General features: G+C 73.3%; 21 protein-coding genes. 11 read left to right on the top strand and 10 right to left on the bottom strand.

The window, feature by feature from the left end; genetic code table 11:
• Positions 1-86: 86 nt before the first annotated feature.
• Complete coding sequence (locus tag Z164_RS0111185; RefSeq protein ID WP_024890786.1) at positions 87-1,490, bottom strand: GntP family permease; 1,404 nt, start codon at positions 1,488-1,490, stop codon at positions 87-89.
• Between the two features lie 224 nt (positions 1,491-1,714).
• Between Z164_RS0111185 and Z164_RS0111180 the strand changes: the two genes are divergently transcribed.
• Positions 1,715-3,955, top strand: coding sequence for a TonB-dependent receptor (locus Z164_RS0111180; RefSeq protein ID WP_024890785.1), 2,241 nt, complete (start codon positions 1,715-1,717; stop codon positions 3,953-3,955).
• 270 nt (positions 3,956-4,225) lie between these two features.
• On the opposite strand, the gene Z164_RS20425 is transcribed toward Z164_RS0111180, so the two are convergent.
• Positions 4,226-4,621: an addiction module antidote protein gene (locus Z164_RS20425; RefSeq protein ID WP_024890784.1), complete on the bottom strand. Its 396-nt coding sequence runs from the start codon at positions 4,619-4,621 to the stop codon at positions 4,226-4,228.
• A 46-nt stretch (positions 4,622-4,667) separates the two neighbouring features.
• Entirely contained in the window at positions 4,668-4,958 is a 291-nt protein-coding gene (locus Z164_RS0111170) for a type II toxin-antitoxin system RelE/ParE family toxin (RefSeq protein WP_024890783.1), read from the bottom strand.
• A 359-nt stretch (positions 4,959-5,317) separates the two neighbouring features.
• Between Z164_RS0111170 and Z164_RS0111165 the strand changes: the two genes are divergently transcribed.
• Both Z164_RS0111165 and Z164_RS0111160 read left to right on the top strand, forming a co-directional pair.
• Entirely contained in the window at positions 5,318-8,623 is a 3,306-nt protein-coding gene (locus tag Z164_RS0111165; RefSeq protein ID WP_024890782.1) for a hybrid sensor histidine kinase/response regulator, read from the top strand.
• 71 nt (positions 8,624-8,694) lie between these two features.
• Positions 8,695-9,183, top strand: coding sequence for an NUDIX hydrolase (locus Z164_RS0111160; RefSeq protein WP_024890781.1), 489 nt, complete (start codon positions 8,695-8,697; stop codon positions 9,181-9,183).
• Between the two features lie 184 nt (positions 9,184-9,367).
• On the opposite strand, the gene Z164_RS0111155 is transcribed toward Z164_RS0111160, so the two are convergent.
• The 3 genes from Z164_RS0111155 to Z164_RS0111145 form a co-directional block, all read right to left on the bottom strand.
• Entirely contained in the window at positions 9,368-10,762 is a 1,395-nt protein-coding gene (locus Z164_RS0111155) for an alpha/beta hydrolase family protein (protein ID WP_152540925.1), read from the bottom strand.
• Entirely contained in the window at positions 10,759-11,553 is a 795-nt protein-coding gene (locus Z164_RS0111150) for a hypothetical protein (protein ID WP_024890779.1), read from the bottom strand. The genes Z164_RS0111155 and Z164_RS0111150 overlap by 4 nt, the downstream gene beginning before the upstream one ends.
• Positions 11,554-11,667: 114 nt before the next feature.
• A complete protein-coding gene (locus Z164_RS0111145; RefSeq protein WP_024890778.1) occupies positions 11,668-12,333 on the bottom strand; it encodes a response regulator transcription factor in 666 nt (221 codons plus the stop codon).
• 86 nt (positions 12,334-12,419) lie between these two features.
• On the opposite strand from Z164_RS0111145, the gene Z164_RS0111140 reads away from it, so the two are divergent.
• The 8 genes from Z164_RS0111140 to Z164_RS0111105 all read left to right on the top strand — a co-directional run bounded on the left by Z164_RS0111140 (position 12,420) and on the right by Z164_RS0111105 (position 19,757).
• Positions 12,420-14,240 carry a 3-hydroxybutyrate oligomer hydrolase family protein gene (locus Z164_RS0111140; RefSeq protein ID WP_024890777.1) on the top strand — a complete coding sequence of 607 codons (1,821 nt, stop codon included), beginning with the start codon at positions 12,420-12,422 and terminating at the stop codon, positions 14,238-14,240.
• 131 nt (positions 14,241-14,371) lie between these two features.
• Positions 14,372-14,992, top strand: coding sequence for a CDP-alcohol phosphatidyltransferase family protein (locus Z164_RS0111135; protein ID WP_024890776.1), 621 nt, complete (start codon positions 14,372-14,374; stop codon positions 14,990-14,992).
• 61 nt (positions 14,993-15,053) lie between these two features.
• Positions 15,054-16,232 carry a poly(R)-hydroxyalkanoic acid synthase subunit PhaE gene (locus Z164_RS0111130; protein WP_024890775.1) on the top strand — a complete coding sequence of 393 codons (1,179 nt, stop codon included), beginning with the start codon at positions 15,054-15,056 and terminating at the stop codon, positions 16,230-16,232.
• Position 16,233: 1 nt separating this feature from the next.
• Positions 16,234-17,304, top strand: coding sequence for a class III poly(R)-hydroxyalkanoic acid synthase subunit PhaC (locus Z164_RS0111125; RefSeq protein WP_024890774.1), 1,071 nt, complete (start codon positions 16,234-16,236; stop codon positions 17,302-17,304).
• A gap of 98 nt (positions 17,305-17,402) precedes the next feature.
• Positions 17,403-17,600 (top strand): PspC domain-containing protein, encoded by a 198-nt coding sequence (locus tag Z164_RS0111120; protein WP_024890773.1) that lies wholly within the window; start codon positions 17,403-17,405, stop codon positions 17,598-17,600.
• A gap of 3 nt (positions 17,601-17,603) precedes the next feature.
• Entirely contained in the window at positions 17,604-18,083 is a 480-nt protein-coding gene (locus Z164_RS0111115; protein WP_024890772.1) for a hypothetical protein, read from the top strand.
• An 86-nt stretch (positions 18,084-18,169) separates the two neighbouring features.
• On the top strand, positions 18,170-19,144 hold the full coding sequence (locus Z164_RS0111110; RefSeq protein WP_024890771.1) for a glutathione S-transferase family protein: 975 nt from the start codon (positions 18,170-18,172) through the stop codon (positions 19,142-19,144).
• A 151-nt stretch (positions 19,145-19,295) separates the two neighbouring features.
• Positions 19,296-19,757, top strand: coding sequence for a DMT family transporter (locus tag Z164_RS0111105; protein WP_024890770.1), 462 nt, complete (start codon positions 19,296-19,298; stop codon positions 19,755-19,757).
• A gap of 30 nt (positions 19,758-19,787) precedes the next feature.
• Here the strand turns inward: Z164_RS0111105 and Z164_RS0111100 are convergent, their stop codons facing one another.
• The 4 genes from Z164_RS0111100 to Z164_RS0111085 are packed head-to-tail and all read right to left on the bottom strand — an operon-like array spanning position 19,788 to position 23,705.
• The gene (locus tag Z164_RS0111100) at positions 19,788-20,789 is read right to left on the bottom strand and encodes a tetratricopeptide repeat protein (protein WP_024890769.1); all 1,002 of its coding nucleotides are present in this window, start codon (positions 20,787-20,789) and stop codon (positions 19,788-19,790) included.
• Positions 20,789-21,226, bottom strand: a complete 438-nt coding sequence (locus Z164_RS0111095; RefSeq protein WP_024890768.1) for a cytochrome c-type biogenesis protein — start codon at positions 21,224-21,226, stop codon at positions 20,789-20,791. Before Z164_RS0111095 ends, Z164_RS0111100 begins: the two co-directional genes overlap by 1 nt.
• The gene (locus Z164_RS0111090; RefSeq protein WP_024890767.1) at positions 21,223-21,762 is read right to left on the bottom strand and encodes a DsbE family thiol:disulfide interchange protein; all 540 of its coding nucleotides are present in this window, start codon (positions 21,760-21,762) and stop codon (positions 21,223-21,225) included. The genes Z164_RS0111095 and Z164_RS0111090 overlap by 4 nt, the downstream gene beginning before the upstream one ends.
• Positions 21,759-23,705: a heme lyase CcmF/NrfE family subunit gene (locus tag Z164_RS0111085; protein ID WP_024890766.1), complete on the bottom strand. Its 1,947-nt coding sequence runs from the start codon at positions 23,703-23,705 to the stop codon at positions 21,759-21,761. Before Z164_RS0111085 ends, Z164_RS0111090 begins: the two co-directional genes overlap by 4 nt.
• Positions 23,706-23,751 lie beyond the last annotated feature (46 nt).

Genomic DNA, 23,751 nt, shown 5'->3' with positions numbered 1-23,751 from the left:
CGGTCGCGGTAGCGCATCTTACCGGCAACCGGACCGGGGCGGTCCGGGGCGGCGGCGACCGGGCGTCCCGCCGCGCTTGCCGCCGTTCAGACCAGCCCAGTGGCGTAGAACAGGCCGATGATGAAGAACACCGCCGCGGTCTTGATCAGGGTGATGGCGAAGATGTCCTTGTAGGCCTGGCGATGGGTCAGGCCGGTGACCGCGAGCAGGGTGATGACCGCGCCGTTGTGGGGCAGGGTGTCCATGCCGCCGGAGGCCATCGAGGCGACCCGGTGCAGCACCTCCATCGGGATGCCGGCGGCCTCGGCGTTGGCGATGAAGGTCTCGGCCATCGCGCCCAGCGCGATGCTCATGCCGCCGGAGGCCGAGCCGGTGATGCCCGCCAGGGCGGTGACCGTGATCGCCTCGTTGATCAGCGGATCGGGGATCGCGCCGAGCGCGTTGGCCACCACCAGGAAGCCGGGCAGGGCGGCGATCACCGCGCCGAAGCCGTACTCGGACGCGGTGTTCATCGAGGCCAGCAGGGCGCCGGAGATCGCGGTCCTGGAGCCTTCGGCGAAGCTCGCCAGCACCGGCTTCCAGGCGAAGGCGATCACGCTGAGGATGCCGACCAGCAGCGCGCCCTGCACGGCCCAGATCGCGGTGAGCTGCGGCACCTGCTGCACCACCGGCGCCGGGTCGCCGACCACCGAGGGCACGAAGCTGTGGGTGGGCCCGTAGAACTGCGGGATCATCAGGGTGAAGGCGATGTTGGACACGCCGACCAGCAGCAGCGGCAGTACCGCCACCAGCGGATGCGCCAGGCGGCTGCCCTCGAACGGCGCGGGCTCGTTGCGCAGCGATTCGGGGTCGCCATAGCCCTCGCCCGCGCGCTCGGCGGCGCGTCGGCGCCAGTTGAGGTAGAGCAGGCCCACGCACAGGATGAACACCCCGCCCAGCGTGCCCAGCACCGGCGCCGCCCAGCCGTTGGTGCCGAAGAACGCGGTGGGGATGATGTTCTGGATCTGCGGCGTGCCCGGCAGCGCGTCCATGGTGAAGGTGAACGCGCCCAGCGCGATGGTGCCCGGCAGCAGGCGCTTGGGGATGCCGCCCTGGCGGAACAGTTCCGCGCCGAACGGGTACACCGCGAACACCACCACGAACAGCGACACCCCGCCGTAGGTCAGCAGCGCGCACACCAGCACGATCGCCAGCATCGCCCGCTGCGGGCCGACCACGCGGATGGCGGCGGCCACGATCGCCTTGGAGAAGCCCGAGATCTCGATCAGCTTGCCGAACACCGCGCCCAGCACGAAGACCGGGAAGTACAGCTTGAGGAAGCCGACCATCTTGTCCATGAACAGTCCGGTGAACATCGGCGCGACCAGCGACGGATCGGTCAGCAGCACGGCGCCCAGCGCGGCGATCGGCGCGAACAGGATGACGCTGTAGCCGCGGTAGGCGACCAGCATCAGGAAGCTCAGCGCGGCGAGCACGATCAGCAGGGACATGGGCGGGTCCGGACGGAAGCGGCGGCCGCCAGTGTCGGCACGCGCGCGCGCCGGCCCCATTGTCCGAAGGTACAGTGCCGCGCCCGCAGGCCCGAACCTAGGCTTGCCGTCGTGGCCCGGGGCGTCAGGGCGGCAGGCGCGTCGCGACGACGGCCTCCGCCGGGGCTCCGGGCCGGGACGCGCCGCGCCGGCGCGCCCTTCGCGCAAGCCCTCGGGAGGGGACCATGAAATACAGCACGCTCGGCCTGGCGATCGCGTTCGGCCTTTCGACGCTCGCCGCCAATGCCCAGGAGCCGGCCGCGCCGGCCGCCGGCCAGCGCACGGACGCGACCACGCTCGACAGCATCACCGTGACCGCGCGCCGCAGGACCGAGTCGCTGCAGGACGTGCCGGTGGCGGTCAGCGCCTTCGGCGAGGAACAGCTCAAGGACCTGCAGGCCAGCAACATCGACGGCCTGCAGGGCGCGGTGCCGAACATGAACATCGTCCAGGGCCGCGGCTCGGCCAACAGCGTCAACGTGTTCATCCGCGGCATCGGCCAGCCGGACGCGCTGCAGACCTTCGACCCCGGCGTGGGCATGTACGTCGACGACATCTACTACTCGCGCATCAACGGCGCGCTGTTCTCGCTGTTCGACGTGCAGCAGGTGGAAGTGCTGCGCGGGCCGCAGGGCACGCTGTACGGCAAGAACTCCACCGGCGGCGCGATCAAGGTCGCCACCAAGAACCCGTTCGACGACACCGGCGGCGCGGTCGAGCTGACCGGCGGCGACCACGGCCGCGCCGAGGCGCGCTTCTACGCCTCCGGCCAGCTCAGCGACACCGTCGCCGCCAGCATCGCCGGCGCTTGGCTCAACCACGACGGCTTCGTCCGCGACCGCGACAGCGGCCGCCACTACAACGACGACGACACCCGCGCGGTGCGCGCCAAGCTGGCGTTCCGGCCCAGCGACGCGTTCCGCGCCACGCTCTCGCTCGACCACACCCGGCAGGACGCCGCGCTGTCGATGGGCCGCCCGACCGCGCCGCTGCGCCGGACCGACCTGCTGCTCGGCCCGGTAGTGCTGCTGCCCGCGCCCACCGGCGAGTTCGACTTCACCGCGCGCACCTCGTTCCGGCCGGACCAGGGGCAGGAACTGAAGCACTCCGGCGTGTCGCTGTCGATGGAGTGGGACCTCGACCCGGCCTGGGTGCTGCGCAGCATCACCGGCTACCGCGAGCTGGAAACGCGGTCCTTCGTCGACATCGACGCCTCGGAGTACGAGCTGGGCGACGTGCTGGTCGCGCTCGACCAGGACCAGGTGAGCCAGGAGCTGCAGCTGCTCTACGACAACGGTTCCAACCTGCAGGCGACCTTCGGCGCCTACTACATGAAGGAGAACGTGCCCTCCTACCAGGAAGCCTACGCCGACGACCTGTTCGCGCTGGGCGGGGTGCCGATCGCGTTCCTGCGCACCATCGGCGACGACCTCTCCACCGAGAGCGTGGCCGCGTTCGCGCACGCCAACTGGCAATTCGCGCCCAGCTGGACCCTGGCCGCCGGCCTGCGCTGGACCCGCGACAGCAAGGACTACGACCGCAGCACCAGCACCTTCTGGGGCGCGCCGTTCGAGGCCACCAACGAGACCGTCGGCTTCAGCGCCCGCAAGAGCTGGACCGCGTGGACGCCCTCGGTGAGCCTGCAGAAGGCGTTCTCCGACAATCTCATGGGCTACGTCTCGGCCAACCGCGGCTTCAAGTCGGGTGGCTTCAACGGCCGCGCCAACAGCGCCGCGGAAGCGGCCGCCCCGGACTTCGATCCGGAGTTCGTGTGGACCTACGAGGCGGGCCTGAAGGGCAGCAGCGCCGACAACCGCCTGCGCGGCAGCGCGGCGGCGTTCTGGAGCGAATACAGCGACTTCCAGGCCCGGGTCTCGCAGGACGTGGGCACCTTCCCGGTGCTCAACGCCGCCGAGCTGGAGATCAAGGGCATCGAGCTGGAGGGCGTGGCGCTGCTGGGCGAGGCCACCACCCTCAGCGGCCAGCTGGGCTGGCTGGACGCCCAGTACAAGCGCTTCGACGACTTCCGCCTCGATCCGGCCTATCCCGGCTACGACCCCAGCGTGAACCACGACCACGTGCCGTTCTCGCCGGAATGGACCGCGCGCCTGGCCCTGCAGCACGCCTTCGCGCTGCCCAACGGCGCCACGCTGTCGCTGGGCGGCGACGTCTCGTACCGCAGCCGCACCTGGCTCTCGGTCGACAACCGCGACAATCTCTCGCAGGACGCCTACGCCCTGGTCGGCCTGTTCGGCGTGTGGGATTCGCCGCAACTGCGCTGGCAGCTGCGCGCCGGCGTGCGCAACCTGACCGACAAGACCTACATGGTCGAGGGCCAGGAATTCGCCAGCGTCGGCAACATCCAGACCGCCTACTACGGCTGGCCGCGCAACTGGTACGTCTCGGCGCGCTACAACTTCTTCTGAGGACGCGTCCGCCGCCGGCTCACGGGATCGCGCCGGCGGCGATCCGGCCCCGGCCCGGCCGCGGACCGTCTGTCGGCAATGGACGGCGGGCAGGCAAGCCATTCCGAGATTGCAGCGACGTACTCCGAGCGCCTCGTCCTCGAGGCCGTGGCGGCAAGATTCAAGGAGTGCACGCGGAGCCTGTCGGCGCAAGCAGACTCGCGCGCATCCGCGCGCATCCGCGCGCATCCAGGCGCGTCGGGGGCGCGCGTGATGGGCAGGCTTTCGGAACTACGCCACCTTCCGGGGTTTCGTCGGTTTCGCGGATTTCGCCGGAGCCTTGGCAGCTTGGGCACGGGTGCGGGGCCGCTTGGGCGTCGGGGCCTTGGAGGGCATGGGAATCAATCCCAGCCGGAATCCGAGTGCGTTGGCCAGCTTGCTGATGGTCGCCAAGGTGGGATTGCCTTCGCCGCGCAGTGTCTTGTAAAGCGTCTCGCGGGCAATGCCTGTCGTGCGGGCCAGCTCGGCGATGTTGCGGGCGCGCGCGACATCGCCCAGCACAGCGGCCATGTAGGCGGCATCGTCGGGCGCTTCCTCCATCGCAGCCTCGAGATAGAGGCGGATATCCTCTTCGTTGCGGAGGTACTCAACCGAATCCCACTCGCGGGTCTTGATCTTGGCACTCATGCGCCTTCTCCAGGATTTGCCGTGCTGGGAGGACGGTCCGCTGGGGTCACAGCCGGCCGGCCAGCTCCAATGCCGTCTCGATGTCGTGTTGTTGCGTACTCTTGTCGCCCCCGCACAGCAGCAGGTAGGTCACGCCGGCCCGGGTGACGAAGTACACGCGATAGCCCGGCCCATAGTCGATCTTCATCTCCGTCACCCCAGTGGTCAGGTTGCGGTGCTGACCCGGGTTGCCTTCCGACAGCCGACGAATCCGGGCAGCGATGCGCATCCTCGCTGCACGATCGCGCAATCCGTCGAACCATCTGTCGAAGATCTCGGTGGTGCGGATCGTCGCCATGTGTCCACTTTAATGGACACATCGAGTGCCGTGCAAGTTCGTCCGAACAGCGGCGCGCCGCCCCCGGGCGCAGCGGCTCTTGCCGCAAGCGTCCGCAGCCGGGTTCGTCGCCCGATACTTCAGGTCTCCAAGCGCCCCATGCCAGCGCTTTTCGCGCTTCCGCCGCCATCGTGGTGGCGGTCCCGGCGTATGGCTCACCCGCCTTGCGGCGGTCGGCGAATCCCCGCGTCGCTCGGGGCCTGTTCCACCCCCGCGCCGTCGGCCGGGCCGGCGGCGCCCGGCGCTGCGCTATGCTCGCGCGCGATGCGCGAGCGCCCGGCCCGATCCGTTCCACTCGACCCCGGGTCCGGGCCGGCCCCGTGCTGAGCGTCGGCGCCGTGCTGCTGGCCGCGGCCCTGTGGCTGGGGCTGATGTTCGCCGCCGGGGTCTACGGCGAGCGCCGCCCGCAGCTGTTCGCGCGGCGCTGGCGGCACGTGTACGCGCTGTCGCTGGCGGTCCACTGCACCTCGTGGACCTTCTACGGCACCGTCACCCAGGCCGCGCGCTACGGCTGGCCGCTGCCGCCGACCTTCCTCGGCGCGATCGTGTTCTACGTGCTGGCCTACGGCTTCATGGTGCGGCTGGTGCGGCTGGCGCGCGAGAGCAACGCCACCTCGCTGGCCGACCTCGTCGCCACCCGGCTCGGCAAGGACCCGTGGCTGGCCGCCACCGTCACCCTGGTGGCCGCGCTCGGGCTGATCCCCTACATCGCGCTGCAGCTCAAGGCGGTGGCGATGAGCTATTCCACGTTCACCGGCGCCGCCTACCTGGACCTGGCCGACATTCCGCCCTGGCGCGACATCGGCCTCTACGTGGCGCTGGCGATGGCGCTGTTCACCATGCTGTTCGGCACCCGCCGCGCCAGCGCCGCCGAGCACAACCGTGGCCTGGTGCTGGCGATGGCCTTCGAATCGCTGTTCAAGCTGGCGGCGATGCTGGTGCTGGGCCTGTTCGTCTGGCAGCTCGCCGCGAAGATGCCGGCGAGCGTGCCGACCCCGCCGGCGCAGGATCTGGGCGGCTTCCTGCCGCTGGTGTTCCTGGGTGCGCTGGCGATGTTCATCCTGCCGCACCAGTTCCACGTGGCGGTGGTGGAATGCCGCGACGAGCGCGACGTGCGCGCGGCGCGCTGGCAGTTCCCGCTGTACCTGCTGCTGATCGCGGTGCCGGGCCTGCCGCTGGCGCACGCCGGCATGGCCCTGCTCGGCGAGCGCGTGCCTTCGGACATGTACGCGCTGGCGCTGCCGCTGTCGCAGGGGCGCGAGGGCGTGGCGCTGTTCGCCTTCCTCGGCGGCCTCAGCGCCTCGACCGGCATGGTGGTGGTCAGCACGCTCACGCTCAGCCTGATGATCGGCAACCACTGGTTCGCGCCGGGCCTGCTGCGCGGTGCGTGGTCGCGCGCGGAGGGCGGCGACCGCCGCCGCGACGTGCTGATGCTGCGCCGGGCCGGCATCGTCGCGATCATGCTGCTGGCCTGGCTGTACGGGCGCGTGGTCGGCGACAGCAGCGCGCTGGCCGACATCGGCGCGATCTCGTTCTCCGCCTTGGCCACGCTGGCGCCGGCGCTGGGCTTCGCGATCTGGCGCCCGCAGACGCCGCCGCGCGCGGCCACCGCCGGCGTGGTCGCCGCGTTCGCGGCCTGGGCGTGGACGATGCTGGCCCCGGCGGTGCTGGCGAACACCGCGTTCGATGCGCTGCCGGCCTGGGCGACGCCGGACGGGCTGTTCGGGCTGACCGGCTGGAGCCCGCTGGGCCGCGCGTTCGGGGCGACGCTGTTCGTCGGTACCGCCGTCACCCTGCTGGCGGCGGCGTTCGACCGCGGCGAGCGCAGCGGGCCCGCGCGCGCGGCCGGCCTGCAGGCTCTGCGCAGCGCGGGCCGTCGCTTCCTGCCGGCGGGGCTGGTCGAGGCGGTGCTGCGCGACGCCCCGCGCAGCGGGCCGGTGCCGGCGGACATCGAGGCGCGGCTGGAACGCGAACTGGCCGCGGTGCTGGGCAGCGCCTCGGCGCGGCTGCTGCTCGACGCCGCGCGGCGCGACGCCGGCCCCGATCTCGACACGGTCGCGGCGATCGTCGGCGAGGCCTCGCAGGATCTGCGCTTCAACCAGCGCGTGCTGGAGGCGGCGCTGGAGAACATGAGCCAGGGCATCAGCGTGGTCGATGCCGAACTGCGGCTGGTGGCCTGGAACGCGCGCTACGCCGAGCTGTTCGGCTACCCCCCGGCGCTGCTGAAGGTCGGCGTGCCGGTGGCCGAGCTGGTCCGCCACAACCTCGATCGCGGCCTGATCGGCGCGGTCGCGGTGGCGGCGGAGGTGGACAAGCGCATCGGCCACATGCGCGCCGGCACCCCCTACGTGGCCGAGCGGCGGTTCCCGGGCGGGGCGATCATCGAGATCCGCGGCAACCCCATGCCCGGCGGCGGCTTCGTCGCCACCTTCACCGACGTCACCGCGTTCCGCAGCACCGAGCGCGCGCTGCGGCTGTCCAACGAGACCCTGGAGCAGCGCGTGGAGGAGCGCACGCGCAGCCTCGACCAGGCGCGGCGCGAGGCCGAGCGCGCCAACGAGGCCAAGAGCCGCTTCCTCGCCGCCGTCGGCCACGACCTGCTGCAGCCGCTGCATGCCGCGCAGCTGTTTACCGACGCCCTGCGCCCGCAACTGCCGGAGGCCGCGGCGCCGCTGCTGGGCCAGCTGCGCGGCGCGCTGGACGCCACCACCGACCTGCTCAACGGCCTGTTCGACCTGGCGCGGCTGGAGGCGGGCGGACTGGCGCCGCAGCCGCGCGAGTTCCCGCTGGCCGACGTGCTCGAGCCGCTGGCGGCCGAGTTCCGCGCGCTGGCCGCCGCGCGCGGGCTGCGGCTCGACGCGGTGCCGACCCGCGCCTGGGTGCGCAGCGATCCGCAGCTGCTGCGCCGGGTGCTGCAGAACTTCCTCGCCAACGCGGTGCGCTATACCGCCAGCGGCCGCATCCTGCTCGGCGTGCGCCGCACCGGCCGAGGCCTGCGCGTGGAGGTGCACGACACCGGTCCGGGCATCCCGCCCGAACAGCGCGCGGCGATCTTCGAGGAATTCCGCCGCGGCGAGGGCAGCCCGGGGCAGGGGCTCGGCCTGGGCCTGGCCATCGCCGATCGCATCGCGCGCCTGCTGGACGCGCCGCTGACCCTGCGCAGCCGCCCCGGCCGCGGCACCGTGTTCGCGCTGGAACTCGCGCGCACGGCCGGGCGCGCCGGCGACGGGCCCGTCGCGGCGCGCGCGGGGCTCGCCGGCGCCCACGTGCTGCTGGTGGACAACGAGCCGGAGGCGCTGGACGCGCTGCGGCGGCTGCTCGAAGGCTGGGGCTGCAGCGTCGATGCGGTCGCCGGCGGCGACGCGGCGCAGGCCGCGCTGGCGGCACGGCCCGCGGATCTGTGGCTGTTCGACTACCACCTCGACGATGGCGACAACGGCGTGGCGCTGGCGCGCCGGCTCGCCGAGCGCCACCCCGCGCGGCCGACCCTGATCCTCAGCGCCGACGCCACCGACGCGGTGCGCCGCGACGCCGCCGAGCACGGCCTGGGCCTGCTGCAGAAGCCGGTGCGGCCGCTGGCGCTGAAGTCCACCCTCGACCGCCTGCGCGCGATGCGCGCGCGCTGAGCCGCCGGCGGCGGCCCCTCCGGCGCGGCGGCCGGCTAAGATGCGCGGCTTCGCGCCTGCAGACCCGTCCGATGCCCTACGCCCCGATCCTCGCCACGCTCGGCTACGTGCTCTCGCCCGACCGCCGGCGCGTGCTGCTCATCCACCGCAACGCGCGCGCCGACGACCAGCACCTGGGCAAGTACAACGGCCTGGGCGGCAAGCTGGAGCCCGACGAGGACATCGTCGCCGGCATGCGCCGCGAGATCCGCGAGGAGGCCGGCATCGACTGCGAGGAACTCAAGCTGCGCGGCACCATCAGCTGGCCCGGCTTCGGCAAGCAGGGCGAGGACTGGTTCGGCTTCGTGTTCCTGGTGACCCGCTACCGCGGCACCCCGCTGACGGCCAACGCCGAGGGCGCGCTGGAATGGGTGGACGTGGACCGCGTGCTCGAGCTGCCGATGTGGGAGGGCGACCGCCACTTCGTGCCACTGGTGTTCGACGCCGACCCGCGCGCCTTCCACATGGTCATGCCGTATCGCGACGGCCGCATGCAGTCCTGGTCCTGCACGCGCTGCTGACGCGGCCGATCGCGGCGCGGCCCGATCGCGCGGGGCGGCCGTCCCGTCCCGCCCGCGCGGGCCCGCTCGCGCTCTTCGTCGCAAAGGTCGCGGTGCCGGCGGTGGTTTTCCGCCCGAGCGGCGACGCGCTCCGTGTCCGCGCACCTGGCCCGTTCACCAAGGCGCCGGCCGGTCGTACGTGCGCTCATCTGACCAAGCCCTGTTCCTCCGGGGCGCGGGCGTGCTGCTGCGGCGCCTGTTCCGGCGCCAGCGCATCGCGGGCGCGCTCGATCGCCTGCAGGCGGTCGTAGCCGGCCTGCAGCCACGCCTGCGCTTCCGGGGTCTCGGCCAGCGCCCGCGCGGCGTCGCGACAGGCCACGCTGTCGTCGCGCTTCACCGTATCCAGGAACCGGCCCAGCGCGTCGCCGCCGGCGCCGTCCAGCAGGGCGCGGGTGGCCTGTCGCTGGCGCCGCAGCGCATCCTCCGCGCCCGGCATGCCCAGCGCCGCCTCGGTGCGGGCCAGCGGCAGGTCGGCGCGCTCGCGTTGTTCGCCGAAGATCGGCAGCGGCTGCCGGTCGCCGCGGTCCTGCCGCCGCACCGCTTCCTCGAACACCTTCACGATGCGGTCCATCGCGTGCCGGTCCGCCGCGTCCACGCCGTGATGGCCCACGTGGGCACCGTGTTCCATCGTCGTCGCCAGCCGTCCCGCGCCGCTGGCCTTCAGCACCTGCCCCAGCAGCGGCGTGTTCTGCAGCCCACCGCTGGCGATCCCGAGCGCGTAGCGGCCGTGCGAGGCGAAGCCCTCCCGCCCTTCCAGGCTGGAGATCGACTGCACGTCGCCCAGGTGCGGCCCCGTCTTCCGCGATACCGCGCTGTTGTTGACCGCGTAGTTCAGGAATCCGGAGTCGAGCCCGACCTGGTTGCGGAAGGCCGGCGTGCGCATCGGTTCGTGTCCATGCTCGGCCAGCCATTGCCGATAGCCGTCGGATTCGACGATGTTGGCCGCGCCGGGCGCATCGAACGAGCGCCCCGGCCAGCCGAAGGTGTGGCTGATCAGTTGCGCGTGCGCCCCGCCCAGCGAATGGCCGGCGGTCTCGATGCGATAGCCCTGCGCGCCGTAGTGGTCGCGCACGGTGCGGGCGAACTCCAGCGCCTGCTTAAACTGCGGGTCCCAGGCCTCGCCCGGCAGCAGCGCCTCCTGCACCGCGGCCATCTGCGCGCGGGTGCGCGCGGTGGCCGGCGCCGGCAGGTTGGCCAGCTCCAGCAGCTCGCCGTCGCGCGCCAGCGCCGCGTTGGGGCCGCGCCAGTCGGCGGCATTGTCGCTGCCGCGGACGGCGATCACCACCCGCTGTTCGGCTTCGTTGACGAAGGCGTAGGCGACGAAGCCGGTGGTGGCGTTGTGGTTTTCGTGCAGACCGACGGTCCAGGATGCCTGTGCCTGCTGGTCGAACAACGCGTGGTCGGGATGGGTTCTGTCCCTGGTGACCGCCGCCTCATCCAGATAACTCGCCCGGCTCAAACGCGCCAGCAGCAATTCCTGCCGGTAATCGATGCCGCGCGAAAACTCCGCAGGCGGTGGAGGAATCCTGGATTCGCTCATCGTGGCGCTCCTTGCGGATTGGAATCCATTTTCGCGGGCGCGGGCGGCGTCTCGCGATCGAGGTCGTAGAGGTCGATGCGCACCTCGCGCTGGCCAGGACGCAGCCTGTGGACGACCTTGGCGCCATTCCGAAGGCGTGGCTCGTTGCAGACAAAGGGCAGCTCGCCGAAACGACGCCCCTCCGGGGGGTTACGCTTGCACAGGATCTGCACGGGAATCGCCGGATCCATCGACGCCTCGAACTGCTGTCGTCGGGCCTCCTCATTGCAGTCGAAGTGGCGGTGACGCTCGGTGCAGCGCCAGGCGTCGTCGGGAGGCGTTTCGTAAGCGCGCAAGTCGCCCAGCGGCGCCACTAAAACGACGCGCTCGCTGCCGGTGGGCCGCACGATCATGGTCGCGCCCGCGTCGATGTCCCACTGGCAATGCCCCGGGAGGTAGCGGTCCGCCACGATGTCCGCGTGCCAGCGCTCGCCTTCGCGCACCGGATGGATGTCGTAGCCCCAGCCTTTCTGCCCGCCGCCTTCCCAGAACGGCTTTTCGATGATGCAGTCGCTGTCGGAACTCCTGGCCTGGAAAGCGATCTGCAGCCAGAACTCCAGCGACTCCGGCGCCCGCCCGTAGACCCGGATCACATCGGTCGGATTCGGGTTCAGCGGCGGGTCGGAGGATTGGGGCGGAGGCAGTTGCAGCCGTCCGGCGGGCGCGCTCTGGCAGGCGGCCAGCGCCGGCAGCGCGGCCAGACAGGCGGCGGCGAGCCAGCGCAGCGAGTTGGTCGGGTAGGGGGCGCGCATCCTGTGTCCTCCTGAGGTGGGCGACGTCGCGGCCGGCACGGCCAGCCCGGCCCGGCGCGGGTCTACCAGGGGCAACCTAGCATGGCCGCGGTCGCCGACCTGCGGAACCTGTCGTCAAGCCTCCACCCGGCGCGCCGGGTCGCTGATCTCCAGCCCGCGCAGGATCACCCCGGCCTGGGTGCGGTTGCGCGCGCCCAGTTTCTCGAAGATCGCCGACAGGTGCGCCTTCACCGTGCGTTCCTGCACCTCCAGGCGGTCGGCGATCTGCTTGTTGAGCAGGCCCTCGGCCACCAGGGCCAGCACCCGGAACTGCTGCGGGGTCAGGCTCGCCAGGCGCGCGGCCAGGTCGGCGTCGCCGGGCGCGGACTCGGCGCGCGCCACCGCCCCGCGCAGCGCCGGCGGCAGCCACTGCTCGCAGTCGAGCACCGCGCGGATGGCGTCGCGCATCTCGTCCAGCCCGGCGCTCTTGGGGATGTAGGCGGCCGCGCCGTGGTCCAGCGCGCGGCGCACGATCTGCGGGTCCTCGTTGGCCGAGACCAGCGCCACCGCCACCGCCGGGAACTGCGCGCGGATCGCCGCCAGCCCGGCCAGGCCGTGGTTGCCGGGCATGTGCAGGTCCAGCAGCACCAGGTCGATCTCGGGGCGCGCCTCCAGCATGGCGAGGGCATCGTCGAGCGTGCCGGCCTCGCAGGTGCGGATGTCGTCGGCGGCCTCGTCGGCGGCGCCGCGCAGCGCGGCGCGGAACAGCGGGTGGTCGTCGGCGATCAGCAGCGTCGGCATGCGGGCGATTGTAGGCCGCGGGCGGGGCCCCGCTTCTGGTACCAAAGTACGATGCCCGCGGGGCGGGGCGCTGCTAAGTTGCGGGCATGAACCCGAATCCCGCCTTCCTGGCCCTGGGCTGCGCCGGCGCGCTGCTGCTGTCGGCCTGCGCCAGCGCATCGTCGTCGTCCACCGCGGAGCCCGCCGTGTTCCAGGCCCCCTACAGCAGCACGCACCGCGACGGCGACGACCTGCTCACCGGCGGGCTGGGGCTGGACGGCCTGCGCGCCGCCGCGGCGCCCGCCTTCGCCGACCCGGCCGCGCCGACCGCCGCCGAGCTGCGGCGGCGCGCGCTGTGGAGTAGTTGGCGCGGGATCGCCGACCTGCGCCCGCACGGCGCCTACGGCCGCCTCTACGGCGATCCGGCCGCGGTGCCGGGGCGCGAGTTCCATGCCCTCGCCACGCTGCCGGGCGCGCGCCAGCCGCACCGGGTGATGCTGCAGCTGCCGGATGCCTTCGACGCGGCGCGCCGCTGCGTGGTGGTGGCGGCGTCGTCGGGCTCGCGCGGCATCTACGGCGCGATCGCCGTGGCCGGGGCCTGGGGCCTGCCGCGCGGCTGCGCGGTGGCCTATACCGACAAGGGCGCCGGCAGCGACTACTTCGACCTCGATGCCGGCCTCGGGATCGGCATCGACGGTCGCGTGGCCGCGCGCGGCGAGACGCTGGCGTTCGATCCGGGCCCGGGAGCGCCGGACCACGGCGTGGCGTTCAAGCATGCGCACTCGCAGGACAACCCGGAAGCCGACTGGGGCCGCCACCTGCGCCAGGCCGGCGAGTTCGCGCTGGCGACCTTGAACGAGGCGCTGCCCGATGCCGCGCCCTTCACCTTCGACAACACCCGCGTCATCGCGGTGGGCATCTCCAACGGCGGCGGCGCGGTGCTGCGCGCGGCCGAGCACGGCGACTGGCTGGACGCGGTGGTGGCCGGCGAGCCCAGCATCCACGTGGACGCGCCCGGCGCGCGCGCGCTGTACGACTACACCACCGAGGCCGCGCTGCTGATGCCCTGCGCGATCGCCGACGTGGACGCGCCGCCGCGCTCGCCGCTGTCGGCGCTCGCCGACGGCCAGCGCGGCCCGCGCTGCGCCGCGCTGCGCGCCGCCGGCCTGATCGAGGGCGAGGATCCCGCCGCGCAGGCGCGCTCGGCCCATGCGCGCCTGCGCGAGGGCGGCTGGAGCGAGGCGGCGATCCGCGCCGGCGCGCTGTCGGTAGACTTCGACCTGTTCCGTGCGGTCGCCGCGACCTACGCCTCGGCCTACGGCCGCTACCCGGCCGGCGCCCACCCCTGCGGGTTCGCGTTCTCGGCGCAGAACCCCGATTTCTCGCCGCGCGCGGCGACCCCGGCCGAGCGCGCGGCGTGGTGGAGCGATGCCGGCGGCATCCCGCCCGGCGCGGGCGTCGGCCTGGTCGATCCCGGCCTCGCGCCGCCGGACCCGACCCTGGCCGGCCTGCAGTGCCTGCGGGCGCTGTGGACCGGGCAGGGCGAGGACGCGCGCCGGGTGCGCGCCGGCGTCGCCGAGCTGGTCGTCGGGCCGCCGCGGGCGGGCCTGCCGGTGGTGATCGTCCACGGACTGGACGACGGGCTGATCCCGCTGGCCTTCACCAGCGCGCCCTACCAGGCCGCCGCGCGCGCCGCCGGGCGCGACGTGCGCCTGTGGCAGGTGCGCCATGCGCAGCATTTCGACGGCTTCCTCGCGCTGCCCGACTACGGCGCGCGCTACGTACCGCTGCTGCCCTACGTGCACGCGGCGCTCGATCGCGTCGCCGCGCACCTGGACGGCGAGGGCGCGCTGCCCGCCGACGCGGTGATCCAGGCGCGGCCGGGCGCAGCGCTCGACGCCGCCGCCCTGGCGCTGCCGCGGCCGTAGCCGCGGCCGCATCCGGCGGCGCCGCGGCGGCCGTCGCCAGCCACCGAACGATCCGCGCACGGCCGCCGCCGCCCTGGCGCGCTTCACGTCCGTTCTGGCAGGCTGCGGGCTCCCGATCAGGACCCCACGCGATGCCACGCTCACGCCACTTCTCGATGCTGCGCGAGTTCCAGCTCGCCGACTGGTTCACCCTCGCCAACGCGTTCTGCGGCACCGGGGCGATCTTCGCGGCGATGCGCTTCCTGCAGGACGGGGTGGTGCGCGACCTGATGATCGGCATGGCGTTGATCCCGCTGGCGTTCGTCTTCGACGCGCTGGACGGGCGCATCGCGCGCTGGCGCAAGGTGGCCTCCACCCTCGGCCGCGAGCTGGATTCGCTCGCCGACGTGATCTCCTTCGGCGTCGCCCCGGCGGCGCTCGCCTATGCCTGCGGCCTGCAGGGCGGCTGGGACTGGATCGTGCTGAGCTACTTCGTCGGCTGCGGCGTCAGCCGCCTGGCGCGCTACAACGTCACCGCCGAGCAGCTCTCGGGCGACGAGGGCAAGGTGAAGTACTTCGAGGGCACGCCGATCCCGACCAGCCTGCTGCTGGTGGTGGTGCTGGCGGCGGCGGCCTGGCAGGGCCGCATCGGCGAGGCGGTCTGGTTCGGCCAGTGGCAGCTCGGGCCCTGGCAGCTGCACCCGCTGGTGCTGATGTTCGCCGTCTCCGGGACGCTGATGATCAGCAAGACCCTGCGCATCCCCAAGCCCTGAGCGGGGCGTCCGCGACCGGCGACATCGCCGCGCTATGATCGGGCGATACCCGGGAGGTCCCATGGCTGACGATCCACCGCAGGAGGCCTTCGCCGCGGCGACGGCGGATTTCGATGCGCTCGCGCGCCGGTTCTGGGGCGCCTGGCGCGATGCGCTGCAGCAGGCCGCGCCGGCGGGCCCGCCATTCGCCGCGTCCGGCGGCGGCGCTCCCGGGTTCGGCCCGGCGGGCATCGGCCTGGCCGCCGCGGGCTTCGCCCGGCCCGGCGACGGCGCGCCGGACCCGTTCGCCTGGTGGGCGCCGTTCGCCCGCGGCGGCGGCGGACAGGCCGACGAGGCCGTCGCGCGCTTCGATGCCCACGCCCGCCGGTGGTATGCGCAGCTGCAGCAGATCGCCGCCCAGTTCGCCGGTCGCGAGAGCAGCGCCGCCGACGTGGTGGAGGCCTGGAAGCGGCTGCTGACCGCCGACGGCGCCAACCCCTTCGCTTCGCTGCTGTCGCAGATGCAGCAGGGCGCGGGCAGCCGCGGCCCGGACGCCTGGTGGCAGCAGGCCGCGCCCTACCTGGCCGCGTTGCGGGGCGAGGCCCGGTCGTGGCTGCAGGTGCCGGCGTTCGGCCCCGCGCGCGAGCAGCAGGCGCGCTGGCAGGCGCTGGGCGTGGCGCAACTGCAGCTGCAGGAGAAGCTGGAGGCGTACAACGCGCTGATGGCGCGCGCGCTGCAGGATGCGTTCGTGCGCTTCGAGCGCAAGCTGGCCGAGCGCGAGCAGCCGGGCCTGCAGATCGAATCGCCGCGCGCGCTGTTCGACCTGTGGATCGACGCGGCCGAGGACGCCTACGCGGCGGTCGCGCTCGCGCCGGAGTTCCGCAGCGTCTACGCCGGACTGGTGGACGCGCAGATGCGCCTGCGCCAGGGCGTGCAGCGCGAGGTGGAGGCGGTCTGCGCGCTGTTCGACATGCCCACGCGCAGCGAACTCGACGGCGCGCACCGCAAGATCGTGGAACTGGAGCGCCAGGTCCGTCGCCTGCTCGATGCGGCGCAGGCGACGTCGCGAGCGGCCGGCGCCGCGACCGCCGCGCCCGTGGAGCCGCGCCCGTCGCCGCGAGGCGCCGCGCGCGGCAAGCGCGCCGCAGCGCCCGCCGCCTCGCGCGCGGCGGCGCCGGCGCGCGGCGGGCAGCGCGCGCTGTTCTCGGCCGCCGAGGCCATGCCGGCCGCGCCGGCGCCCCTGAAGAAGAGGAAGCGCTGACATGACCGGCCCGCTGAACTTCGGCATCGACCGGGTGATCGCCGAGACGCTGCAGACCCAGCAGAAGCTCGCCGCCGGCCTGCGCACGCTGCGCGACCTGGGCGACACCGACTTCGGCGCGACGCCGCGCGAGGAGGTCTGGCGCGACGGCAAGACGGTGCTGTACCGCTTCCGCGGCGAGCGCGCGCCCACCTCCAGCGTGCCGCTGCTGATCTGCTACGCGCTGGTCAACCGCCCCTACATGGTGGATCTGCAGGCCGACCGCTCGCTGGTGCGCAACCTGCTCGCGCTGGGCGAGGACGTGTACATCATCGACTGGGGCTATCCCGACCGCTCCGATCGCTTCCTCACCCTGGAGGACTACATCGAGCGCTTCCTCGGCGGCGCGATCGACCACCTGCGCCGCGCCCACGGCGTGGACGCGATCGATCTGCTCGGCGTGTGCCAGGGCGGCACGTTCTCGCTGTGCCAGGCGGCGCTCCACCCCGAGCGGGTGCGCAACCTGATCACCATGGTGACGCCGGTCGATTTCCACACGCCAGACAACATGCTCTCGCACTGGACCCGCGAGCTCGACGTGGACCTGTTCGTCGACACCCTGGGCAACGTGCCGGCCGACCTGATGAACCTGTGCTACCTCACGCTGAAGCCATGGCGGCTGTTCGTGCAGAAGTACGTCGGGCTGGTGGACATCCTCGACGACCGCAAGGCGGTCGAGGACTTCCTGCGCATGGAGAAGTGGATCTTCGATTCGCCCGACCAGGCCGGCGAAGCCTTCCGCCAGTTCGTCAAGCAGTTCTACCAGGGCAACGGCTTCGTGCGCGGCGGCATCGTCATCGGCGATCGCGAGGTGCACCTGGGGCTGGTGGAAATGCCGGTGCTCAACATCTACGCCGAGCAGGATCACCTGGTGCCGCCCTCGGCCTCGCGTCCGCTGCGCGAGCTGGTCGGCAGCCGCGACTACTCGGAGCTTTCCTTCCGCGGCGGCCATATCGGCATCTACGTTTCCGGGCGCGCGCAGAAGGAAGTGCCCACCGCCATCCACGAGTGGCTGCGCGCGCGCTCGGGCTGACGCGCGCGCGGACCGCTGCCGCGCGCCGGGCGGGCTCACGCGCCGTTGCCGCCGCGCCGGGCTAGACTCGGCGGGTCGCCCCGCGAACGCATGCCGCCATGAGCCAGCCCCGCCCCCTGACCAGGTCCCTCAACGATCGCGTCGTCGCCGGCGTGCTCGCCGGCATCGCGCGCCGCTTCGGCTGGAACCCCACCTGGGTGCGCGTGGGCTACATCGTGGTCTCGGTCCTGTCGGCGGCCTTCCCCGGGCTGCTGGTCTACCTCGTGCTCTGGCTGGTGATGCCGGAGGGCGACTGATCGATGCCGCGCCCGGCGACGGGCCGAACGCTGCTGCGCCTCGCCGGCATGGCCTGGACGGCGCCCAACACTCTGCTGGGCCTGGTCGCCGGCGCCGCGGGCCTCGCGCGCGGCGCGCGCGTGCGCTGGTCGGCGGCCGAGCAGGCGCTGGTGTTCTCGCGCTATCCCTGGGGGCCGGGCGGGGCGATGACGCTGGGCAACGTCATCCTGAGCACCGGCCCGGACCTCGACGTCGCCTGCGCGACCTACGCCCACCGCGCCGGCCACTGCGTCGATCCGCAGATCCGGCTGGGCGACCACGAACGCGCGCACGTGTACCAGTACATGGCGCTCGGTCCGTTGTTCCTGCCGCTGTACTTCGCCTGCGGCGGCATCGGCGTGCGCAACCGCTTCGAGCGCGCCGCCGACCGCTACGCGATGACCGGCGCGGGCTGGTGGCCCTGGAGCGACGCGGCGACGCTGCGGCGCGGCGGTCGCCGCTAGACGGAGCGCGCACGCGGGCACGCCGCGTCGACCCGGATGCGGGCACCATGGCGCGTGCGCGATCGGCGCGAAGGCGGAGCGGCACGATGGGCATGCTGGTGGACGGGCGCTGGACGCCCGATGCGGAGATCCCCGTCGACGAAGCCGGGCGCCTGCAGCGGCCGGCCTCCGCGTTGCGCCACTGGGTCACCGCCGACGGCCGGCCCGGCCCCAGCGGCGAGGGCGGCTTCGCCGCCGAGCCGGGGCGCTATCACCTGTACGTCGCGCGCGCCTGCCCGTGGGCGCACCGCACCGCGATCTTCCGCGAGCTGAAGGGGCTGCAGGAGATCGTGGGCCTGTCGGTCACGCACTGGCTGATGGCCGATCAGGGCTGGACCTTCGCGCCGGGGCCCGGGGTGATCCCGGACCCGGTTCTCGGCGCCGATGCGCTGTGGCAGCTCTACGCCAGGTCCGATCCCGGCTACACGGGGCGGGTCACCGTGCCGGTGCTGTGGGACAAGGCGACCTCGCGCATCGTCAGCAACGAATCGGCCGACATCCTGCGCATGTTCAACGACGCCTTCGACGCGGTCGGCGCGGCGCCGGGCGACTACCGGCCCGAGGCCCTGCGCGAGGAGATCGACGCGATCAACGCGCGCGTCTACGACGGGCTCAACAACGGCGTCTACAAGGCCGGCTTCGCGCGCAGCCAGGCGGCCTACGATGAAGCCGTGGCCGGCGTGTTCGAGACCCTGGACTGGCTGGAGGCGCGCCTGTCGCGCAGCCGCTTCCTGTGCGGCGCCGCGCTCACCGAGGCCGACTGGCGGCTGTTCACCACGCTGCTGCGCTTCGACCCGGTCTACCACGGGCATTTCAAGTGCAACCTGCGGCGGCTGGCCGACTACCCGGCGCTGTGGGACTACACCCGCGCGCTGTACGCGCATCCGGCGGTCGCGCCGACGGTGGACTTCGCGCACATCAAGCGCCACTACTACCAGAGCCATCGTCATATCAATCCGAGCGGCATCGTGCCGCAGGGACCGCTGCTGGAGTTCGACGCGCCCTCGCGACGGTCCGCGTAGCGCGCCAGGCGGCGCGAGAGCGGCTCGCGCATGGCCGCAGCGGACGCGTTGCCGCGCGGGGAGGGCGATCGGCGCCGCGTTCCCGTCGCGACGCGTGGCGCAGCCGCCGTGCGGGACGTTCTAGACTGGCGCATTCGACGGGAGATCGCGGATGAATCCTTGGATCGCCGGCGGCATCGCGCTCGCGGTGGGCATGGTGCTGCCGTTGCAGGCGCTGATCAACGCGCGGCTGGGGCAGACGACCAGCGGATCGCTGTTCGCCGCCTTCATGTCCTTCCTGGTCGGCACGCTGGCGCTGGGCGCGGCGCTGCTGGCCGCGCGCACGCGGCTGCCGCCCATGTCCGCACTGGTGCAGCTGCCGGCCTGGATCTGGCTGGGCGGCCTGCTCGGCGCGGCCTACATCCTCAGCGCCACGGTGCTGGTGACGCGGCTCGGCGCGGCCTCGCTGATCTGCCTGATCGTGCTGGGGCAGCTGGCCGGCTCGCTGCTGCTCGACCACTTCGGCGTGCTGTCCACGCCGCGACCGGCCGACTGGATGCGGATCCTGGGCGCGCTGCTGGTCGCCGCCGGGGCGCTGCTGGTGGTGCGGCCGTGGGGCGCCGCAGCGGGGTGAAGCGGCGGGTGCCGGCGCGCTGGCGGGCGATCAGCCGGGAGGCGCGCCCAGCACCAGCTCGACCGCGCCGTCGGCGGGCAGGGACACGCGCGCCGGGAACGAGGCCGGGTCGCCTTCGGCGGGCGTGGCGTCGCCGGAGGCGGATATCCGCGCCAGCACCTCGACCTCCCGCAGCGCCGACAGCGGCTGCGTCGGCATCGGGCTGTCGCGGTCGGTCAGGGTGAGCTCCAGCGGCAGTTCGGCCACGCGGCGGCGCTGCACGGCGACCGGCATCGGCGGGCCGCCGGGCGCGCGCGCGATGACGAAGACGACGGCCTCCGGGTCCAGGCGCACGCGCGAGGCGAACGCCGGATCGAGCGACACCCGCACCCGCAGGCCGGGCGCGGCGTCGGCGGCCGGTTCCGGCAGCGGGTCCAGGCCGGCGGCGCGGCGCGCCGCGTCGATCTGCTCGCGCAGCCCGCCGGCGGCCTCGGCGCCGAGCGCGGCCAGCAGCGGCTCCCAGGTCTGCGCCGCCTCGGCATCGCGGCCGTGCTGGCGATAGGCGATGCCCAGGAACAGGCGCGCGCGTTCCTGCCCGGGGTCGAGCCGCAGCACGCGCTCCAGGGTCTGCAGCGCGATCTCGTCGAAGCGGCGCTGCGGATCGGCGCGCGAGCGCGATTCGGCGTATTCGATCTGCGCGGGCAGGTCGTCGGGCGCCAGCGCCGCGGCGCGGGCGAAGGCGTCGCGCGCTTGCGCGGCGCGGCCCTGCTGCTGCAGCGCGCGGCCCAGCAGGCGCCAGCCGTCGATCTGGCGCGGGTCGCGCTCCAGGTCGGCCTGCAGTTGCGCGATCGCCTCCTCCAGCGTCTCCGGCGCCTTGCGTTGCGCCGGGTCGAGCGCGCCCGGCGTGCCGACGAACTGGTACAGGCACAGCGCCAGCAGCGGCACCGAGACCGCGATCGCGGCGAAGGCCGCGCGCGAGCGCCGCAGCGGCCAGGCCAGCGCCACGCCGGTGGCCACGGCCAGCAGCGCGGCCAGGACGAGATAGGTCGCCATCACCACTCCTGGCTGTCGTCTGGGGGGACCGGGCGGCCCTGGGCGCGGCGGCGCACGATCCGCGCCACCACCACGCCGCCGGCCAGCAGCACCAGCGCCGGGCCGAACCACAGCAGCCAGGTCTGCGCGCCCAGGCGCGGCCGGTACAGCACGAACTCGCCGTAGCGTTCGACCAGGTGCTGGCGCACCTGCGCATCGCTCATGCCGTCGCGCATCAGCGTCAGCACCTCGCGACGCAGGTCGTGGGCGATCTGCGCGTTGGAATCGGCCAGCGACTGGTTCTGGCACATCACGCAGCGCAGCTCGGCGACCAGGGCGCGGAAGCGCGCCTCCTCGGCGCCGTCGGCGAACTCCAGCGGCGCCGGGTCCTGCGCCGCCTGGGCCAGGATCGCCGGCGGCCAGCAGGCCAGCAGCAGGGCGAGCAGCAGGATCCTCATCCGCCGATCGCCTCCAGCGCGGGCAGCAGGCGATCGCGCACGTCCTCGTCGGTCATCGGGCCCACGTGCTTCCAGCGCACCACGCCCTCGGCATCGACCAGGAACGTCTCCGGCGCGCCGTAGATGCCCCATTCGATGGCGGTGCGGCCGTCGTAGTCCACCAGCACCACCCAGTAGGGGTTGCCGTAGCGCTCCAGCCAGCGCAGCGCGTCGGCGCGCTCGTCCTTCCAGTTGTAGCCGATCACGCGCACGCGCCGGGTCTCGGCGAAGCGGGTCAGCACGCCGTGTTCGTTGCGGCACTCCGGGCACCAGCTGCCCCAGACGTTGAGCACGTACGGCGCGCCGCGCAGGTCCTGGTCGGTCACCAGGCGGCCGGCCTCGTGCAGCACCGGCAGCCGGAACGCCGGCGCGGGCTTGCCGATCAGCGGCGAGGGCAGGGCGTCGCGGGCGGGGTCGCGGCTGAGCCAGACGCCGGCGGCCAGCAGCACGGCGACGGCGGCGAACACGGCCAGCGGCAGCCAGCGTTGCAGTTTCATCGCGCGTCTCCCGGTTCCAGGGCCGCGGGCGCGGTGCGGCGCGCCGGGCGGAAGCGGCGGTCGAAGGCGGTCACCAGGCCGCCCAGCGCCATCAGCGCCGCGCCCGCCCAGATCCAGCGCACGAAGGGCTTGGCGTGGGCGCGCACCGCCCAGGCCTCGTCGCCCAGCGGCTCGCCGAGCGCGACGTAGACGTCGCCGAGCACGCCGGCGTGGATCGCGGCCTCGGTCATGACCTGGCCGCCGCTGGCGTAGTGGCGCTTCTCCGGGTGCAGTACCGCGACCTCGCGGCCGTCGCGCAGCAGGGTCACGCTGCCGCGGTCGGCGAGGTAGTTCGGCCCCTGCACGCGGCCCACGCCCTCGAAGCGGAACGCGTGGCCGCCGACCTCCAGCGTCTCGCCCGGCCGCAGCGCGACCTCGCGCTGCACGTTCATCGCCTCCACCAGCAGCGCGCCGACCACGAACACGGCCACGCCCAGGTGGGCCAGCAGCATGCCGGTCATTTCCGGGGTGAAGCGACCGCGGCCGCGCACCCGCGTCCAGGCGAAGTAGGCCGTGCCGGCCGCCACCCAGACCGCGCCGGTCAGGCCCATTGCGACCTTCCACGGGCCCTGCGGCGCGATGAAGAAGCCGACCGCGCCGGTCAGCAGGGCCAGCACCGCCCACGGCGCGAGCGCGCGCATCGCCCTGCGCGGTTCGTCGCGCTGCCAGCGCACCAGCGGGCCGAACGGCAGCAGCAGCACCAGCGGCGTCATCAGCAGCAGGAACAGCAGGCCGAAGTAGGGCGGGCCGACCGAGATCTTGCCCAGGTCCAGCGCGTCGGCCAGCAGCGGGTACAGCGTGCCCAGCAGCACCATCGCGCAGGCGGCCACCAGCAGCAGGTTGTTGAGCAGCAGCAGGGTCTCGCGCGAGGCGCCGGCGAACGGCTTGCCGTCCTCGGCGTCGGGCGCGCGCAGCGCGTACAGCAGCAGCGAGCCGCCGACCACGATGCCGAGGAAGACCAGGATGAACAGGCCGCGCGAGGGATCGGCGGCGAAGCTGTGCACGCTGGTCAGCACGCCCGAGCGGACCAGGAACGCGCCCAGCAGCGACAGCGAGAAGGTGGCGATGGCCAGCAGCAGGGTCCAGCCGCGGAAGCTGCCGCGCTTCTCGGTGACCGCCTGCGAGTGGATCAGCGCCGCGCCGGCCAGCCAGGGCATGAAGCTGGCGTTCTCCACCGGGTCCCAGAACCACCAGCCGCCCCAGCCCAGCTCGTAGTAGGCCCACCAGCTGCCCAGCGCGATGCCCACGGTCAGGAACGCCCAGGCCACGTTGGTCCACGGCCGGGTCCAGCGCAGCCAGCGCGCGTCCACGCGCCCGTCGAGCAGGGCGGCGATGGCGAAGGCGAACGGCACCACGAAGCCGGCGTAGCCGATGTAGAGCATCGGCGGGTGCACGATCATCCCCGGGTCCTGCAGCAGCGGGTTGAGGTCGCGGCCCTCGATCGCCGCCGGCAGCAGGCGCTCGAACGGGTTGCTGGTGAAGATCAGGAAGGCGAGAAAGCCCAGCGACACCGCGCCCATCGTCGCCAGCACCCGCGCGATCACCTCCGGCGGCAGGCTGCGCGAGAAGCGCGCCACCGCGCCGTTCCACAGCGCGATGACCAGCACCCAGAACAGCAGCGAGCCCTCGTGGTTGCCCCAGACCGCGGTGATCCGGTAGGCCATCGGCAGCAGCGTGTTGGAGTTCTCGGCCACGTAGCGCACCGAGAAATCCTGCGCGACGAAGGCCCAGGTCAACAGCGCATAGGCCAGCAAGACCAGCGCCAGCTGCACGTAGGCGGCCGGGCGCGCGGTGTCCATCCAGGCGGCGATGCCGCGCTGCGCGCCGAACAGCGGCAGCGCGGTCTGCACCGCCGAGGCGATCAGCGCCAGCAGCAGCGCGACTTGTCCGAGCTCAGGCAGCATGGGGGCAACGCCGGGACTCGGGACTCGGGACTCGGGACTCGGGAAA

Origin of the sequence: Luteimonas huabeiensis HB2 (genome assembly GCF_000559025.1) — a bacterium.
GTDB lineage: Bacteria > Pseudomonadota > Gammaproteobacteria > Xanthomonadales > Xanthomonadaceae > Luteimonas > Luteimonas huabeiensis.
The sequence above is the reverse complement of the archived record's forward strand: the minus strand, read 5'-3'. Positions and strand labels throughout refer to the sequence as shown.

Excerpts from the sequence above, each read along its gene's own strand:
- Z164_RS0111185 (WP_024890786.1), bottom strand. The coding sequence starts at position 1,490 with ATGTCCCTGCTGATCGTGCTCGCCGCGCTGAGCTTCCTGATGCTGGTC.
- Z164_RS0111180 (WP_024890785.1), top strand. The coding sequence starts at position 1,715 with ATGAAATACAGCACGCTCGGCCTGGCGATCGCGTTCGGCCTTTCGACG.
- Z164_RS20425 (WP_024890784.1), bottom strand. The coding sequence starts at position 4,621 with ATGAGTGCCAAGATCAAGACCCGCGAGTGGGATTCGGTTGAGTACCTC.
- Z164_RS0111170 (WP_024890783.1), bottom strand. The coding sequence starts at position 4,958 with ATGGCGACGATCCGCACCACCGAGATCTTCGACAGATGGTTCGACGGA.
- Z164_RS0111160 (WP_024890781.1), top strand. The coding sequence starts at position 8,695 with ATGCCCTACGCCCCGATCCTCGCCACGCTCGGCTACGTGCTCTCGCCC.
- Z164_RS0111155 (WP_152540925.1), bottom strand. The coding sequence starts at position 10,762 with ATGAGCGAATCCAGGATTCCTCCACCGCCTGCGGAGTTTTCGCGCGGC.
- Z164_RS0111150 (WP_024890779.1), bottom strand. The coding sequence starts at position 11,553 with ATGCGCGCCCCCTACCCGACCAACTCGCTGCGCTGGCTCGCCGCCGCC.
- Z164_RS0111145 (WP_024890778.1), bottom strand. The coding sequence starts at position 12,333 with ATGCCGACGCTGCTGATCGCCGACGACCACCCGCTGTTCCGCGCCGCG.
- Z164_RS0111140 (WP_024890777.1), top strand. The coding sequence starts at position 12,420 with ATGAACCCGAATCCCGCCTTCCTGGCCCTGGGCTGCGCCGGCGCGCTG.
- Z164_RS0111135 (WP_024890776.1), top strand. The coding sequence starts at position 14,372 with ATGCCACGCTCACGCCACTTCTCGATGCTGCGCGAGTTCCAGCTCGCC.
- Z164_RS0111130 (WP_024890775.1), top strand. The coding sequence starts at position 15,054 with ATGGCTGACGATCCACCGCAGGAGGCCTTCGCCGCGGCGACGGCGGAT.
- Z164_RS0111125 (WP_024890774.1), top strand. The coding sequence starts at position 16,234 with ATGACCGGCCCGCTGAACTTCGGCATCGACCGGGTGATCGCCGAGACG.
- Z164_RS0111120 (WP_024890773.1), top strand. The coding sequence starts at position 17,403 with ATGAGCCAGCCCCGCCCCCTGACCAGGTCCCTCAACGATCGCGTCGTC.
- Z164_RS0111115 (WP_024890772.1), top strand. The coding sequence starts at position 17,604 with ATGCCGCGCCCGGCGACGGGCCGAACGCTGCTGCGCCTCGCCGGCATG.
- Z164_RS0111110 (WP_024890771.1), top strand. The coding sequence starts at position 18,170 with ATGGGCATGCTGGTGGACGGGCGCTGGACGCCCGATGCGGAGATCCCC.
- Z164_RS0111105 (WP_024890770.1), top strand. The coding sequence starts at position 19,296 with ATGAATCCTTGGATCGCCGGCGGCATCGCGCTCGCGGTGGGCATGGTG.
- Z164_RS0111100 (WP_024890769.1), bottom strand. The coding sequence starts at position 20,789 with ATGGCGACCTATCTCGTCCTGGCCGCGCTGCTGGCCGTGGCCACCGGC.
- Z164_RS0111095 (WP_024890768.1), bottom strand. The coding sequence starts at position 21,226 with ATGAGGATCCTGCTGCTCGCCCTGCTGCTGGCCTGCTGGCCGCCGGCG.
- Z164_RS0111090 (WP_024890767.1), bottom strand. The coding sequence starts at position 21,762 with ATGAAACTGCAACGCTGGCTGCCGCTGGCCGTGTTCGCCGCCGTCGCC.
- Z164_RS0111085 (WP_024890766.1), bottom strand. The coding sequence starts at position 23,705 with ATGCTGCCTGAGCTCGGACAAGTCGCGCTGCTGCTGGCGCTGATCGCC.